Source organism: Streptomyces sp. NBC_01471 (assembly GCF_041438865.1).
Taxonomy (GTDB): Bacteria; Actinomycetota; Actinomycetes; order Streptomycetales; family Streptomycetaceae; genus Streptomyces.
In genome coordinates this window covers 4,083,164-4,098,682 of record NZ_CP109450.1, presented here as the reverse complement: position 1 = coordinate 4,098,682, position 15,519 = coordinate 4,083,164, and the positions used below count along the sequence as shown (strand labels likewise).

Sequence of the window (15,519 nt, the reverse complement as noted above, 5' to 3'; positions counted from 1 at the left end):
GCACCGGCAGGCAAGAGCACCAGTGACAAGGGGTACGTGATGCAGTGGCTACGGGGATGGCGGAAGCGGGGCGGGTTCGCGCAGGCCGACCTCTATTCGCGCGCGACGATATACGCCCTGCTGTGGCTGGCCATTGCCCTACAGGTCATGTACAGCGTGACGCGCCCGGTCCGGCACTCCGGGGCGCCCGCCGCGCTGATCGCCGCATCCTGTCTTCTCGGGGTCGCACAGGGGGTGTACTGCACCTCTCTCGCGTCCGGTGGTCTGGCCGAGTATCTGGGCCAGGCCACGCTCTCCCGGCGGCTGGTGGCCTTCGGGGCGGGTCTGATGGTGACGAACCTGGCGGCTGTTCTGGTGCTCGCCTCGGAGGTGGGGCTACGGGAGTTCCCGGGTCTGGCGGTACTGCTGTGCGCTGCTGTGATGCCGTTCACGATGGCGCACAGTCTGATCGTCCGGAAGCGGATGTCCGCCCTGGTGCAGTTGGGTGCGCTGGGGGCAGTGTGCGGGGCTGTCCTCGTGCTCGGCGGCGATCGGGGGCTCGTCGCTGCCTGCATGGCCTGCATGGTGGGCGGACCCGCGTGGTACGCCGTCACCACCCGCTGCTCGGCCTGGCACCTGGGCGTGATGTGGAAACTGCACCAGGCCAAGGACGTCGAGGCGCGGCTGGCGGTCGCGGAGGAACGCCTGCGGTTCGGCCGTGATCTGCACGATGTGATGGGGCGCAATCTCGCCGTGATCGCGCTGAAGAGCGAGCTGGCGGTACAGCTGGCCCGGCGGGGGCGTCCCGAGGCAGTGGACCAGATGACCGAGGTGCAGCGCATGGCCCACGAAGCACAGCGGGAGGTGCGTGAAGTGGTACGGGGTTACCGGGAAGCTGATCTCACCACCGAACTGAGGGGCGCTCAGGGTGTGTTGGAGGCGGCCGGCATCGAGTGCACCGTCAGCGGGCCGCCGGACGGGCTCCCGGTGGACGTGCAGTCGGCGCTCGGCTGGGTGGTGCGGGAAGCGGCCACCAATGTGCTGCGCCATGGGGACGCCCGGCGCTGCGTCATCACGGTGGCCAGATCGGCCGCGGCCGCGACCCTGACCGTCGAGAACGACGGAGCGGCCGGCGGGAGCGGCAGCGGCTCCACTCCGGGCACCGGGCTTGCGGGGCTGCGCGAGCGGCTGACCGCTGTGGACGGGACGCTGACGGCCGGCCCGGCACCTGGCGGGAGATTCCGGCTGACCGCGGAGGTACCGCTCACCGAGCTCACCGACGGACCGGGCAGCCCGAAGACCGGATCGCGACCACCCACCGACACTCGCACCACGGATCACCTGCCCGCCCAGACTCACCCGCCCACTCCCACACCCACGTCCGCCGCCACGCCCGCCTCCACCGCAGCCCCTCACTCCGCCCCGCCCGCATCTGCCGAAGAGGCCACCGCATGACCGACCCGTCACCCGCACCCGCACCCGAGGTCACACTCGTACCGGCAGCCATCCCTTCAACGGCCCCCGCGCCCGCACCGGGGCTCGCCTCTCCGGCGGCCCCCGCGCCCTCCTTCGCGCCCATACGCGTACTGCTCGCGGACGACGAGCACCTCATCCGGGGAGCGCTCGCCGCGCTGCTCGGGCTGGAGGACGATCTGGTGGTCGTGGCCCAAGCCGCGTCCGGACCCGAAGCGCTCGCCATGGCGCGAGCCCACCAGCCAGACGTGGCGGTGCTCGACCTGCAGATGCCGGGGGCCGACGGTGTGAGCGTGGCCACATCCCTGCGCACCGCACTCCCCGAGTGCCGCTGCATGATCGTCACCAGCCATGGGCGGCCCGGCCACCTCAAACGGGCGCTCTCGGCAGGCGTGAAGGGGTTCGTTCCGAAGACGGTTTCCGCACAGCAGCTGGCAGAGATCATCCGGACGGTGCGGACCGGAGGGCGTTATGTGGACCCCGAGTTGGCAGCCGACGCGATCTCCGCGGGGGACTCGCCTCTCACCGCCCGCGAGGTGGAGGTGCTGGAGCTGGCGGCGGACGGTGCACCGATCGCGGAGATCGCCGAGCGGGCCTCGCTGTCGCAGGGGACGGTGCGCAACTATCTGTCGTCGGCCGCGTCGAAGCTGGGAGCGGAGAACCGTCATACCGCGGTGCGTCTCGCACGGGAGCGAGGTTGGGTATAGTGGTGCCCGCGCTACAGCGCATGCGGACGTAGCTCAGTTGGTAGAGCGCAACCTTGCCAAGGTTGAGGTCGCCAGTTCGAACCTGGTCGTCCGCTCAGCAGCAGGACCAGTGAGAAGCCCCCGACCGGATTCCGGCCGGGGGCTTCTTCATGCGTTCTGTGGGCGGGGCTGCGCGGGCCGACCGGTCACGGAGCGACCGGTCCCGGCACCGGCGGCCACCCCGCACGACCGGGCACCGCGCCGTCGGCCACCACCGCAGTTACGGCACGGCTACGACCAGGGGGTCCCGGTCAGCAGCTCGTACGCCTCCACATACTTCGCCCGGGTCGCGTCCACGATCTCCTGCGGGAGGGCGGGCGGCGGGAGTTCGCCCTTGCGGTCCCAGCCGGAAGCGTCCGACGTCAGCCAGTCGCGCACGAACTGCTTGTCGTACGAGGGCTGCGCATGGCCCGGCTCCCAGTCGGCAGCGGGCCAGAAGCGGGACGAGTCCGGAGTCAGTACCTCGTCAGCGATGACGAGTTGGTCGCCGTCGTAACCGAACTCGAACTTCGTGTCGGCGAGGATGATGCCCCGCTCGCGTGCGATGCCACGGGCCCGGTCATACACGTCGAGGGTCGTACGGCGCAGATCGAAAGCGGTCTCCGCGCCGGTCTGGCGGGCGACTTCCTCGTAACTCACGTTCTCGTCGTGGTCACCGACGGCCGCCTTGGTGGCAGGCGTGAAGATCGGCGCGGGGAGTTCGGAACCGTCGGTCAGTCCCTCCGGCAGCGCGAGACCGCAGACGGTCCGGTGCGCCTCGTACTCCAGCAGACCCGACCCGGTGAGGTAGCCACGGGCCACGCACTCCACCGGAACCATCCGCAGCGACTTGCAGACCAGAGTGCGGCCCGACCAGTCGGAGGGGGCACCGGCCGGCAGGTCCGTGGAGATGACGTGGTGCGGCACGAGATCAGCGAGCTGGTCGAACCACCACAGCGACAGCTGGGTGAGCACCCGGCCCTTGTCGGGGATCTCGGTGGGCAGCACCCAGTCGTACGCGGACATACGGTCGCTGGCGACCATCACGAGGTCGCCCGCCTCGTTCTGGTACAGATCGCGCACCTTGCCGGTGTGCAGGTGTACCAGGCCCGGCACCTGAAGCGGCTCGGGCTTTTCTACGAATCCGGACACGGTTCCTCCCCGTGGTTCTGTCCAAGCGGTGGGGTCGGAGTCGATTCTCCCGTATGCCCTGCGTGCGGGCCCCTCCAGGGTCGTCCCGCGGCCCGACGGCGTCCTGTGTCGGGCCGACGGCCTGATCAGTCGCGCTTGCAGATGCGGTCGAGGAGGTTGGCTGTCGCGCGCTGGATCCGGGGGTCGACATGGCCGGGACGGTCCAGCGCGGGCGACCAGGCGAACGTGCCCGAGGCGAACACGAGCGAGCCGGACGGGGCGCGGTACAGGGACGTCTCCTGGTGTCGCACGACCCCCTCGCTGTCCTCGTACGGCGAGTGGGCGAGCAGGATCCGGCTCTCGTGCTGCGGGAGCGCGGTCCGCGGGAAGTAGCGGTCGGCCTCGCCCGCGACCAGACCGTCGAGTTCGTCGCCCTCACCCGCGCCGGTCGCGTCCCAGAGCCAGTGCTCGGCGTTCCGTACGACCAGCGGGCTCGGCTCGGGGACCCGCCCCGCGTACTGGATGCCGAGGAGCTGCTGCTCCGGCCGGTCGATCTCGCGCCACAGCGTGGGCTTCCCGGGGCCGCGGCGCTTGCGGCAGGTGAGGAGCCGGTCCGGGACGCCGGAGGGGGACGGGCCGAGATCGACCTGCCAGTACATGGTGTTGGCCGAGAGGAAGACGAGAGAGGTGCCGTGTTCGCGTGCGGCCTCCGTCGTACGCCGCATGGGCACCGACCAGTACTCGTCATGGCCGGGGAAGACCAGACCGCGGTAGCGGGTGGGGTCGATGCGCCCGGCGTGCAGGTCGCGGGCGTCGGCGTAGGCCAGGTCGTATCCGTAGCGCTCGGCCCAGCGGATGAAGTCGTAGGCGTGGCCGACGTGCAGGGGCAGGCCGGCGCCCGCGTAGGGCCGGTCGAAGGAGACCGTGGTGGCGGCGTCCTCCTCGCCGAGGAGCCGGCCCACGCCGTCCCACGCGTGGTAGAGGCTGGCGCCGGTGTGCCCGTCCTCCGGGTAGAGGTTGTAGGCCTGCCAGGTCACATCGGGCAGGAGCAGGAGCAGATCCGCCGGGTGGCTGTCCCGGACGGTGAAGGGGATGTGGGAGCGGTAACCGTCGACGGTGGTCAGCACCGCGACATAGGCCCCGATCGACCAGTACGAGGGGATCTGCAACCGCCAGGAGAGCCACCAGTGGTGGCAGGAGACCGTGCGGTCGGCCGTGAGCGGGGCCGGCTGGACGATCCCGGAGATCCGCGGGCTTGTGGTGATCTTCGCCGCGCCGTCGCCGCCGTAGTGACCGATGCGGTAGATGTCGACGGAGAACTGCTGGGGCGGGTCGACCGTGACATGGAAGTCGATGGCCTCCCCCGGGGCGGCCGCGCCGTTCGACGCGAACCCCTTGATCTGCTTCTTCACGTCGTCGGCGGTGCGTGGGCCCGGGGAACGGTGGTGCGCGGCGTCCGGGGCGTACCAGGGGACGACGTGACCGGTGTCGTCGAAGTAGTGCTCGCTGCCGCGAAGCCAGGGCAGCGGGCCCTGCCCGAACGGATCCGAGACGGCGTGCGCGAGGGCCCCCGATTCCCATCGCCGGATCTGCTCCGCCCCCATGCGGGTCCCCTTCCCTAGGCCGCTCAGGCACAACAGTGATGCACCGACTGTCAGCGACCGGCCCCAGCACATCACATAAGGCACTCACTCCGTCACTGTTCGTCGCGAATTGGCGAGGAGAGTACCGAATTCGTTGAATGATCCAGGGAAATCCGGGCAAGTTCCGGCAAGATCATCCGGTTATTCGGTCCGGATGCCCGGATGCCCGAATGCCCGGATGGGCCATCACCGGCCTCGTCTCCCTGGGCTCCTGGCTCCCGGAGTCCTCTGCTCCCGGCCACGCGAGCCACACCGCGCCTGCCGCGGCACACGACCGCCTCAGGTTGGCCGCACGCCACGCGGCCGCCCCAGGTGGGCCACCGCCCCGCTCAGACCAGGCGTACCGGCTTGTCCGCACGCACCCCCACCGCCGTCAGCCACCCCCGCAACGACTCCCCGTCCCCGTCCTCCACCAGGCTCATCACATGGCCGCCCAGGTCCGCCCTGCGCTCCCCGCCCACCAGCAGCGCGGGCCCGTCCAGCCAGTCCAGGCCGGGTGCGGCTCCGGCCGTGTCCACTGCCGCGCAGCAGACCATCGCGGTGACGTGGTCGGCCAGCAGATCGCGCCCGGTACGGGGCGGCTGGAGCGGGAAGAGCGGAATCGCCCCGGTGTCCCAGAGCTCCTCGCCCTCCAGAGCGCCACCCGGCACGGGAGTCGGCGCTGCGGCCTCCTCGCGGGCGACCTCGGCGGTGACAGCGGCCGCCAGGGCCTCCGTGTCGTCGGCCGCGAGGTGGTCCAGGACGCGGGCCAGCGTCGGGTCGCCCGACTCCACCGCGTCCGCACCCGCTTCGGCCGCGCGACGCACGCCCACCTGGTCGAGGACGCGGTGCAGCCTGGCCGCCTCCGTACGCCATTTCCGGTCGACGACCTCTTCCGGGTACTGCTGCCAGTCCACCGGGGACCAGTCGGGGCCGGTGTCGGCCGGGCCGCCGTGGAAAAGCCTGGCCGCGAGGAGGGAGGTGGCCGCGTCGACGGCTCCCGGCTCCTCCAGCAGGTCGCAGGCGGGGCGCTCGCCCAGCCGGGAGGTGAAGCCCTCGGCAAGACGGTCCCTGCGCGACAGTTCGGTGAGCGCGGAGACCACTCCGGCGTCGAGCCGGGAGGGCCAGCGGCCCATCCGCCAGGCGGGCAGCGCGACCCTGGTCAGCAGCCGGTCCCAGCCCGCGTACGCCAGGCCCACCTGCTCCTGGGCGACGATCCGCAGCCCGTAGTCCACAGCCTGTGCACGGTCCGAGGCGGCAGCCGCGACGCCGCGCTCCATCTCGGCCGCATGGCCGCGGCAGCTGCGCAGCAGCAGGCGCGCGGTCCAGCCGATGAAGCCGTACGCGGCCCGCCGCACCGGGCCGAGCCCGGCCCGGGACGAGACGGCGACCGCCGCGTCCAGACCCCGTACGAACCGGCGCGAGGCCGCGATGTCGGGGTGCGCGGAGGGTCCCGTACCGGCGATGACCGGTGCGAGAAGGGCCCGCAGCTCGGCCACTCGCATCCACCACAGGAAGGGCGAGCCGATGACCAGCACGGGGGCGTCGGCCACGCGGCGGGAACGTATCGACCGCATTCCGCGCACGACGCCCAGCGGGCCGCCGGATATGGACTGCGCGGCGGGGTGCGAACGGTCCTCCAGCCAGCTGTCGCAGTCGGGCGTCAGCGCTATCGCCGACGGGACGGGCACGTCGAGCCGGTCCGCGAGGTCCCGCACCATCCGGTGCAGATCGGGCGCGGATGTCTCCGTGAGGGCCACCGTCGGACTGACAGCAGGTCCCGCCCTTGCGATCACGGCTCCCACGACGGCGGCCACCCCCAGCACCACCAGCGCGAACCCTGTCACCACCCAGCGCGCCACGTCCCAGCTTCCGCCGCTGAGACGGCCCATGGCACCGCCTGCCAGCAGCACGACCGCGACCGCGGCCGGCAGCAGCGCGATGGCCAGCGCTCTGCCCCGGACCGCCAGAACGGCCAGCGCATGGGCGCGTGCGCCCTGCGCACCCCGCTTCGCACGCGGATTCACTCGCGCATCACTCGTACGGTTGTCGGACACGGCTGGACGTCACCCCCCTCTGCCCTGCGACGGCTTTGCTCACTCCCCCACTGTGGCACCCGCCACTGACATCGCAATGCCGGTGGGCCAAGTGCCGGAACGCCGGAACGCCTGCGCCGCACCCTAGTTGGGCTCCGGGCAAGCGTCATCCGGATGGGTCAGCCGTCACTCGATGGAATGGCTTTGGGTAAAGGTGCTGACGCCAAGCCGTCAGATGGCTGCGGCTTTCGCAGCGATGTCCGTACGGTGCTGCGCCCCGTCGAGCCGCACCCTGCCCAGCGCGGTGTACGCACGCTCACGGGCTTCGCCCAGATCGGCGCCGGTCGCGGTCACCGAGAGCACCCGGCCGCCCGCGCTCACCACCGCGTCGCCGTCCTGCCTGGTGCCGGCGTGCAGAACGTACGCATGGGGCGCATCCTCGGCCGCCACCTCGTCCAGCCCGCCGATGGGGTCACCGGTGCGCGGCGTGTCCGGGTAGTTGTGCGAGGCGATGACAACGGTCACAGCAGCCTCGTCGCGCCAGTTCAGCCGGGGGACCGTGTCGAGGGTGCCGTTGGCCGCGTTCAGCAGGACACCGGCCAGCGGGGTCTTCAGCCTGGCCAGCACCACCTGGGTCTCGGGGTCGCCGAACCGGGCGTTGAACTCGATGACCCGTACCCCGCGTGAGGTGATCGCGAGGCCCGCGTACAGCAGCCCCGCGAAGGGCGTACCCCGGCGGCGCAGCTCGTCGACGGTCGGCTGGAGCACGGTCTGCATGACCTCGTCGACCAGCTTCGGGTCGGCCCAGGGAAGCGGGGAGTACGCACCCATACCGCCGGTGTTGGGCCCCTCGTCGCCGTCCAGCGCGCGCTTGAAGTCCTGCGCGGGCTGGAGCGGGAGGACGGTCACCCCGTCCGAGATCGCGAAGAGCGAGACCTCCGGGCCGTCGAGGAACTCCTCGATGACCACACGGCCGCACGCCAGCGCATGGGCGCGGGCGGCGGCGACGTCCTCGGTCACGACGACGCCCTTGCCCGCGGCGAGGCCGTCGTCCTTCACCACGTACGGGGCGCCGAAGGCATCGAGCGCGGCGTCGATCTCCGCCGGAGTGGTGCAGACATAGGCACGGGCGGTGGGGACGTTCGCCCCCGCCATCACGTCCTTGGCGAAGGCCTTGGACCCCTCCAGCTGCGCGGCTTCCCGGCTCGGGCCGAAGCACGGGATGCCCGCGTCCCGTACCGCGTCGGCGACCCCGGCGACCAGGGGCGCCTCGGGCCCGACGACGACGAGCCCGGCATCGAGACGGACCGCGAGCCGGGCGACGTCCGCGCCGTCCATCGCGTCCACCGCGTGCAGCTCGGCCACGTCCGCGATGCCCGCGTTGCCTGGGGCACAGTGCAGGGAGGTGACCTCGGGGTCGAGGGAAAGAGAGCGGCACAGGGCGTGTTCGCGGGCGCCGCCGCCGATGACAAGGACCTTCACGCTGCGAAGCCTAGCCCGCGCGCCGGGACCGGCCCGGCGCGGGCCTTGTACGGGAGGCCGAAAGCGGCGGACGGGCGGGCTCGTAGATTCCTCCACGTGCGCGACGTACTACGCGACGTACGACGTGCATGAGGCACGCGACGTGCATGAGTTACGCGCGGTGCATGAGGTACGCGCGGTGCCGTCGCCCGCTCAGCCACTCAGCCACTCCGCCGCTCCCGCCGTTCGCGGGCCCCTACTCGTTCGTGAACTCCTCGACCACGGTCGCCCCCAGCTCGCGCACGATCAGATCGTGGCCGGAGAGAGCCGAGTCGACCAGGTCGGGGTCGTCGTCCTCGGGGGTGTCGTCCTCCAGCGAGACGTGCGGGGGGCCGTCCGGCACCGGTGGCGGCTCGGGCTCCCGGAAGGCCTGCGGCCGCTGGCGCTGCGGCGGCTCCGGGGCGGGCGGCTGCTGGACCGGCCCGGGCGCCGCGGAACCGCCTCCGGCCTGGGGCGCCGGACGCTGCGGGGCAGGGGAGGAACCACCCGGGCCGGGGTGATTGCTGCCGCCCGGAGGCTGCGTACCGCCCGAGGGGTCGACGATCGCGTCGACTCGCCACTGGACGTGGAACTGGTCGGCGAGGACCTGCTTCAGTACGTCCTCGCTGCCGCTGGACGCGAAGTTGTCCCGGGCCCCCGAGTTGGGAAAGCCGAGTTGGAGGGTGGTCCCGTCGAACCCGGCGACCTGGGCGTTCTGACTGAGCAGGATCCAGGTGAAGCGGCGCCGGTTCTTGACGGCCTCAAGGATCTCGGGCCACATGTTCCGCACCTGCGCCGCGCCCTGGGCCATACCGGGCGCGGGTGCGGCGGGGGGCGCGGATGACGGGGCGGCAGGCGCGGCTGCCTGAGCGGGCTGCCCCTGCCCCGGAGCGGTGGCGGACGGCCAGCTGCCGGCAGGGCGCTGGGTGGACTGGGACTGGGACCGGGCTGCGGGAGCGGCGGCACCGGGCCAGGCGCCGGGCTGTCGGGCGGCCGGGGCCGAGGCGGGGGGCTGCTCCGGAGCGGCGGGCGGAGCGGATGGAGTGGATGGAGCGGCCGAGGGAGGATGCGCAGCCTCGGCAGGAGGCCCGGCCTGAGCGGGAGCCGGAGCAGGAGCACCAGTGGGACCGGCACCGGGCACGGCACCACTGCCTGCCCCCGCACCCGGGCCGTCTCCTCGAGCCGCGGCACGAGCGGCGGCGGGACCCGTACCGGGCGCAACCGTCATGCCGGGCCCCGAGGGCCCGGCAGACCCAGCAGCCCCTCCGGACGGGGCAGCCATCGTGGGATGCGCCTCGGCGCCCGGTACGTACCCCATGGCGGGCCCCTGCCCACCGGGCACGAAGGCGCCGCCGCGCTCCAGGCGGTCCAGCCGGGCCTGCAGGGAGCGCTCGTCGTCGAAGGCGGCCGGAAGCAGCACCCGCGCACAGATCAGTTCGAGCTGGAGCCGCGGGGAGGTGGCGCCGCGCATCTCGGTGAGCCCGGTGTTGACCAGGTCCGCCGCACGGCTCAGCTCGGCGGCGCCGAAGACGGAGGCCTGCGCCTGCATCCGCGTGACGACATCCGCCGGAGCGTCGATCAGCCCCTTCTCCCCCGCGTCCGGCACGGCGGCCAGGATCACCAGGTCGCGCAGTCGCTCCAGAAGATCGGCGACGAAGCGACGCGGGTCGTTGCCGCGCTCGATGACCTGGTCGACCAGTTCGAAGGCGGCGGCTCCGTCCGAGGAGGCGAAGGCGTCGATGACGGAGTCGAGGAGCGTCCCGTCCGTATAGCCGAGGAGGGCGGTGGCCATGGCATACGTCACACCCTCCTCACCCGCGCCTGCCAGCAACTGGTCCATGACGGACATGGAGTCCCGCACGGATCCCGCTCCGGCCCGCACGACGAGAGGCAGCACGCCGTCCGCGACCTGGGCGCCCTCCTGCCCGCACACCTCGCCGAGGTAGTCGCGCAGGGTGCTGGGCGGCACAAGCCGGAAGGGATAGTGGTGCGTACGCGACCGGATGGTGCCGATGACCTTTTCGGGCTCGGTGGTCGCGAAGATGAACTTGAGGTGCTCCGGGGGCTCCTCGACCACCTTCAGCAGGGCATTGAACCCCGCCGACGTGACCATGTGCGCCTCGTCGATGATGTAGATCTTGTAACGACTGCTCGCCGGCCCGAAGAACGCCTTCTCGCGCAGGTCACGGGCGTCGTCCACGCCACCGTGCGAAGCGGCGTCGATCTCGATGACATCGATCGACCCCGGCCCGTTGCGCGCGAGGTCCTGGCAGGACTGGCACTCACCGCACGGCGTGGGCGTCGGCCCCTGCTCACAGTTCAGGCAGCGGGCCAGGATCCGGGCACTGGTGGTCTTGCCACAGCCGCGCGGCCCGCTGAACAGATACGCGTGGTTGACCCGGTTGTTCCGCAGGGCCTGCTGCAACGGGGCAGTGACGTGCTCCTGCCCGATGACCTCGGCGAACGATTCGGGACGGTAGCGGCGGTACAGCGCAAGGGACGACACATGTACGAGGTTATCGGGGCCCACCGACAACCCACGCCCCGAGAACGCCCCGGAGAACGTCAGGAACGCAAAGGGCCCCCCACGCACCCGCCAGAGCCAACCTACCCTTGCTGCCTTCCGGCCCTGGGGGAGTTCAGTCAGATAGCGCCACGTGAGGGGCTGACCCACACCCTAGCTGATCCACCCGGCAGGAATCGAGTTCGCTAGCACTCCTCAACGTCTTGTATTGTTTGCCGCGGAGGATTCGCCTAGTGGCCTAGGGCGCACGCTTGGAAAGCGTGTTGGGGGCAACCCCTCACGAGTTCGAATCTCGTATCCTCCGCACTGGCCCAGCAGGGCAGACGAAGGTCCCGACCGGTTCACCGGTCGGGACCTTCGTCGTTCGCGGCCTCATCCACGGTCTCGATGCGGGCTTCGCCGCCCCCCCCCCCCGTTCCGCTGGAATCGTCGCCCTTGGTCACCTCCCGGATCAGACCGCCCAACCGCTGCGCGACGTCATCAGGATGCCGCCCGCGACGTGCCGGCAGCGGGCAACCGTCGCGGCGCACGCCACCCCATGGTCTGCATCGCGACCCGTTCGGGAATCCCGATGAGGAGCAGACCTCGGCGGCGGCGCCGACCAGGCCGCCGCATGGATTCGCGGAGCCCGGCAGCCGGGCTCCGCGACGCACTTCGCCAACGCCGCGCAGCGCGGCACGAAGTCACGTCCATGTTTGACGCGTCGCCGCCGGCACACCTGTCACCAATACATACACATCCGGGGCTACCAAAGTAACCACAGCGGGACCTATAGTTAATACACCCCGCCATTAAAGGTATCCACTACGGAGGTAGCTGTGATCGTAATTGGTGCAGGCGTCGAGCAGCCGATCGATCCCGCCGAGGACGAACTCGGACGCGACCGGATCGGCTACGGCCCGACCATGAGCCCGATGGCGCTCTACGACGCCACGCACGGCACCTGGCACCTCGGCGAACGTGCCCAACGCGAACGCTTCGCCTTGATCACTCACGACGGCCGGGGCGTACTCGCCGTCGCCATCGATCGCGTCGAGCCCGCCACCACAGGACGGCAAAGCTCGGGCCGCTCTGTGATCCACGGCGAGATCCTCACCACCGGCCACCCGATGCACGACGCCTACGTCGGCGCGCCCTCGCCCATTCCGCCGCAGCGCAACCCCATCGGGTACTTCAACGCCCCCGAGGAGCAGACAGTCTGCGCCTGCGGATGCGACGAACCGATTCCAGCCGGCAAGCACTTCGCCAGCGGGCACGACCAGACCGCCTTGCACGAGCGGGTCCGCCAGCTCGGCGGCGTCGTCGACTTCATCGCCTGGTTCGACCGCACCCACGGCTACTGGCCTGACATCAACGTCATCTATGAACCGGTCAGCCTGAAGGACGGCGGCCCCACCGGTGCCCCCGCCCGAGCCCGCCACAGACTGGGATGCAGCCACTTCTTCCTCGACAAGGACGGTCGCATCATCAACCGCCCCCGGCTCGCCACCGCCAAGGAAATGACGAGCCTCCGGCCCTGTAAGTCCTGTCAGGACGCCTCCGCGAAGGCAGCTACGAGAAAATAACGACCGCCGCCGGAGCGGCCATGGCTGGTTGAATTCGCCCTCCGTGACGCACCCGCCACTGCTCTCACCGGGCAAGTACGTCCCCGTCGGCCTCCCCACCTGAGGGCAGCGCGCCGACCGGGCCGATATTGATCGTTACCTCGATGCCGCCTCCGACGACACCGGTGATCGGGTGACGCGGGCCGCCCCCGCCCATGCCCTTGGCCAGTCCCTGTGTCAGCCGCCGCAATGGTGGTCACGGGTCCCCCTTCGCCGGGTGGGCGCACACCCGGCCGGCAAAGCATCCCCGGTGGTGGCGCCGCGCCGTTGCGCCTTCTCAGCCGATGGTGACAACGCGGGCCCACGGTGGCGGGGCGTCCGGGGCGTACTCAGGGTTCTGTTCGTCCGCTGCGCTCGCTGGACGGGGGAAGAGACCCACGACGGTGCGGCAGGATGGCTGCGCGGAGGGCCAAGGCGTCTGACCGTCCGTCAAGGCGACGATCACGTCCGGGCGCGGCCGGGAGCGGAGCGCGCGGGCGAAACCGGAGCGCAGATCCGTTCCCCCGCCGCCGACAAGTTCGATGCTCTCGGCGCGGCAGAGTGGGACGGCGACCCCGGCCGCCGCGTCACAGGAGATCACCGACACCAGGTCACGCCGCCCGCCCACTGACCGCGAGATCGCGGCCACCTCCAGCAGCGCACTTCCCAGCTCCGCATCGCTCACCGACCTTGAGGTGTCGATCACGACGCAGACCCGGGGTGGCGTGCGGCGCAGGCTCGGCAACAACACCCCGGGAACAGCGGCCGATCGGCGGGACGGACGTCGGTAACTGTGGTCCTCGCCCGGTCCCGACGCGCTCACCGCGGAGCGGACCGCCGCCCCCAATAACTGCCGCCACGGCTGGGATGGATGAAATGCCTCGTCCGCCCACCGGCGCCAACCCTCCGGAGCGTCGCCCGGACGGCCCTTGATCCCCTCGGCGACCCGGAAACGGACCGCGTCCCGCTGCTGCTTGCTCAGCCCGTGTGCCCCGTCGGGTCCCAGTTCCCACGACCGGTGCTGTCCGTCGGCCCCACTGCCACAGTCCAGCCAGGCCACTTCCGCGGCGAGCCCCGACATCGACGCCCTCCGGAGGTATTCCTCCATCAGCAGTCCGTCGGGCAGCCGCAGCAGCGACGGCAACACCGCCCCGGCCGGTAGGGGCAGACCGTCGCCGTAGATGTCGTCGTTGATCTCGAAGTCGGCCGCGATGTTCCGCCGCAACCGCTCGCCCGGCCCACGCTCCCCGTACTCCCGCGCATACCGCTCGCCCCGCCCGTGGTGGTCCCGGAGCAGGTGGGAGACCTCGTGCACCCAGACGCCCGCCAGTTCCTCCACCGGAGTGCGCGCCACGAAACCGGAGGAGACATAGCAGCGCCAGTGCGCGTCCACCGCCATCGTCGGCACCGACCGGTCCTCCACCACGTGCAGCGCGAAGAGTGCGCCGGCCAGGTAGGGACGGACCTTCACCGCGTGCAGCCTGGCGGCCAGCAGCTTCTCCATGTCCAGCGGGAGACCGGGCCGGCCGTGCGGTCGGCCCGAGCCGGCCACCGGTCTCAGCACTGCGGACCGCGCCGGGCGAGGCGGCGAGGGCCGGGGCATCGGGTACGGCCCCGGGCGCTTCGCGGCTTCCGTCATCGCGGCGCCCCCGTCGTACGCCCGGCGTCGGCCGCCGCCGCAACCCGCCCCACCGACTGATCCGCCAGCCGGACGAGACCGATCACCCCCGCCAACCGATCCAGTGCCTCCGGCACCTCCCAGTCGTCGCGCCGCAGCGCGGCCAGCGCGGTCGCCGGTGCGACCAGCAGGTCCGGGGCGCCGGTCTCCAGCGCCCTCACCAGCACCGCCCATGCCGCCTCCCACCGTGCCCGCCGCGGCCGTGCCCCTACGGCGGCCACCACCGCCTCCAGCGCGGCCTGCCGCAGATCACCTCGCTCCGGCAGCTCGGCCGAGGCCGGATCGGCCAGCAACGACTCCGGGTCGGGCAATTCCATCCGGTCCAGATGGGCGAGGAGTTCGAGCCCTGGCCCGTCTCCCACCGCGCCTCGCACCAGCAGCGCCAGCACCTCCCGGGAAGCGGAGGCCGCCGTACCGAAGGCCAGCAAGGTCAACGCTGCCTCCCAACTCCGTGGCGACGGCCAAGCACCGCCGCGCCGCGTCTCGGTGCTCGGCAGCCGATGGATGAGCGTCGGCCGAGCTTCCAGGAATCCGCAGACTGCGCGCCGGGCGTAGGCCACCGCCTCTGCCAGTCGCTCCGGCACCAGCCGGGGCAGTTCCGCCCGGGGCCAGATCCCGCCCAGCCCGCGCACCACCACCTCCCGGTCGTGCACCCAGTACAGATGCACGAACCGGTTCGCCAGCGGAGGGCTGAGCTCCCAGCCGTCCGCCGCCGAGGCACGCGGATTGGCGGCGGCTACGATCCGCACCCCCGGAGGCAGTTGCAGCGCACCAACCCTCCGCTCCAGAACGACTCGGAGCAGCGCGGCCTGAACTGCCGGTGTGGCAGTGGAGAGTTCGTCCAGGAAAAGCAACCCCTTTCCGGCCCGCACGAGTTCCACGGCCCACTGCGGCGGCGCCATCGGCACCCCCTGCACCGTCGGGTCGTCGCCGACGATGGGCAGTCCGGAGAAATCGGTCGGCTCATGGACGCTGGCGATCACGGTCTTCAGTGGCAGGTTGAGTGAGGCAGCGAGCTGCGTCAGGGCGGCGGTTTTGCCGATGCCCGGCTCGCCCCACAGCAGTACGGGCAGATCAGCCGCGACAGCCAGGGTGAGCGCTTCAAGCTGCTCGTCGGGGCGCAGTTCGGTGGTGGTGGTCCGCAACAGGTCCAAGAGGTCCTCGGCGACCACGAGCTGGGTGTCGGTTCCGGGCAGAAGAGTACTGGAAGTCATGGGCATCACCTGGGTGGGATAGAGGAACGGGGCGGCCCGCCCCGTTGGGGTGGT

Annotated in this window: 11 protein-coding genes, 2 tRNA genes and 1 other RNA gene; 5 read left to right on the top strand and 9 right to left on the bottom strand. The window is 71.4% G+C overall.

Annotation, left to right across the window (positions count from 1 at the left end):
• The first annotated feature begins 39 nt into the window (after nt 1-39).
• The 3 genes from OG285_RS18045 (at nt 40) to OG285_RS18035 (ending at nt 2,254) form a co-directional block, all read left to right on the top strand.
• Nucleotides 40-1,434: a sensor histidine kinase gene (locus OG285_RS18045; protein ID WP_371791551.1), complete on the top strand. Its 1,395-nt coding sequence runs from the start codon at nt 40-42 to the stop codon at nt 1,432-1,434.
• The gene (locus OG285_RS18040) at nt 1,431-2,159 is read left to right on the top strand and encodes a response regulator (protein WP_371791550.1); all 729 of its coding nucleotides are present in this window, start codon (nt 1,431-1,433) and stop codon (nt 2,157-2,159) included. Before OG285_RS18045 ends, OG285_RS18040 begins: the two co-directional genes overlap by 4 nt.
• Before the next feature lie 22 nt (nt 2,160-2,181).
• Nucleotides 2,182-2,254, top strand: a tRNA-Gly gene (locus OG285_RS18035).
• A gap of 175 nt (nt 2,255-2,429) precedes the next feature.
• On the opposite strand, the gene OG285_RS18030 is transcribed toward OG285_RS18035, so the two are convergent.
• The 6 genes from OG285_RS18030 to ffs all read right to left on the bottom strand — a co-directional run bounded on the left by OG285_RS18030 (nt 2,430) and on the right by ffs (nt 11,135).
• Nucleotides 2,430-3,329, bottom strand: coding sequence for a phosphoribosylaminoimidazolesuccinocarboxamide synthase (locus tag OG285_RS18030; protein WP_371791549.1), 900 nt, complete (start codon nt 3,327-3,329; stop codon nt 2,430-2,432).
• 125 nt (nt 3,330-3,454) lie between these two features.
• Nucleotides 3,455-4,912: a N,N-dimethylformamidase beta subunit family domain-containing protein gene (locus OG285_RS18025; protein ID WP_356834924.1), complete on the bottom strand. Its 1,458-nt coding sequence runs from the start codon at nt 4,910-4,912 to the stop codon at nt 3,455-3,457.
• A gap of 368 nt (nt 4,913-5,280) precedes the next feature.
• Nucleotides 5,281-6,957, bottom strand: coding sequence for a hypothetical protein (locus OG285_RS18020; RefSeq protein WP_371791548.1), 1,677 nt, complete (start codon nt 6,955-6,957; stop codon nt 5,281-5,283).
• Between the two features lie 240 nt (nt 6,958-7,197).
• Entirely contained in the window at nt 7,198-8,448 is a 1,251-nt protein-coding gene (purD, locus tag OG285_RS18015; protein ID WP_356834928.1) for a phosphoribosylamine--glycine ligase, read from the bottom strand.
• 235 nt (nt 8,449-8,683) lie between these two features.
• Nucleotides 8,684-10,972 carry a DNA polymerase III subunit gamma and tau gene (locus tag OG285_RS18010; protein ID WP_371791547.1) on the bottom strand — a complete coding sequence of 763 codons (2,289 nt, stop codon included), beginning with the start codon at nt 10,970-10,972 and terminating at the stop codon, nt 8,684-8,686.
• 68 nt (nt 10,973-11,040) lie between these two features.
• Nucleotides 11,041-11,135: signal recognition particle sRNA small type (gene ffs / locus OG285_RS18005), an RNA gene on the bottom strand.
• A gap of 74 nt (nt 11,136-11,209) precedes the next feature.
• Between ffs and OG285_RS18000 the strand changes: the two genes are divergently transcribed.
• Nucleotides 11,210-11,294, top strand: a tRNA-Ser gene (locus OG285_RS18000).
• Between the two features lie 37 nt (nt 11,295-11,331).
• Here OG285_RS18000 and OG285_RS17995 read toward each other — a convergent pair.
• Nucleotides 11,332-11,520 carry a hypothetical protein gene (locus OG285_RS17995; RefSeq protein WP_371791546.1) on the bottom strand — a complete coding sequence of 63 codons (189 nt, stop codon included), beginning with the start codon at nt 11,518-11,520 and terminating at the stop codon, nt 11,332-11,334.
• Nucleotides 11,521-11,808: 288 nt separating this feature from the next.
• On the opposite strand from OG285_RS17995, the gene OG285_RS17990 reads away from it, so the two are divergent.
• On the top strand, nt 11,809-12,555 hold the full coding sequence (locus tag OG285_RS17990; protein ID WP_371791545.1) for a hypothetical protein: 747 nt from the start codon (nt 11,809-11,811) through the stop codon (nt 12,553-12,555).
• A 316-nt stretch (nt 12,556-12,871) separates the two neighbouring features.
• Here OG285_RS17990 and OG285_RS17985 read toward each other — a convergent pair whose 3' ends face one another.
• Together OG285_RS17985 and OG285_RS17980 are read right to left on the bottom strand one after the other, a co-directional pair.
• On the bottom strand, nt 12,872-14,077 hold the full coding sequence (locus OG285_RS17985) for a VWA-like domain-containing protein (protein WP_371791544.1): 1,206 nt from the start codon (nt 14,075-14,077) through the stop codon (nt 12,872-12,874).
• Nucleotides 14,078-14,208: 131 nt separating this feature from the next.
• Nucleotides 14,209-15,465 (bottom strand): AAA family ATPase, encoded by a 1,257-nt coding sequence (locus OG285_RS17980; protein ID WP_371791543.1) that lies wholly within the window; start codon nt 15,463-15,465, stop codon nt 14,209-14,211.
• Nucleotides 15,466-15,519: the final 54 nt, after the last annotated feature.

What these genes read in the sequence shown, in the direction of transcription:
- OG285_RS18045 (WP_371791551.1), top strand. Translation starts at nt 40, where the DNA reads ATGCAGTGGCTACGGGGATGGCGGAAGCGGGGCGGGTTCGCGCAGGCC.
- OG285_RS17985 (WP_371791544.1), bottom strand. Translation starts at nt 14,077, where the DNA reads ATGGAGAAGCTGCTGGCCGCCAGGCTGCACGCGGTGAAGGTCCGTCCC.
- OG285_RS18040 (WP_371791550.1), top strand. Translation starts at nt 1,431, where the DNA reads ATGACCGACCCGTCACCCGCACCCGCACCCGAGGTCACACTCGTACCG.
- OG285_RS17980 (WP_371791543.1), bottom strand. Translation starts at nt 15,465, where the DNA reads ATGACTTCCAGTACTCTTCTGCCCGGAACCGACACCCAGCTCGTGGTC.
- OG285_RS18025 (WP_356834924.1), bottom strand. Translation starts at nt 4,912, where the DNA reads ATGGGGGCGGAGCAGATCCGGCGATGGGAATCGGGGGCCCTCGCGCAC.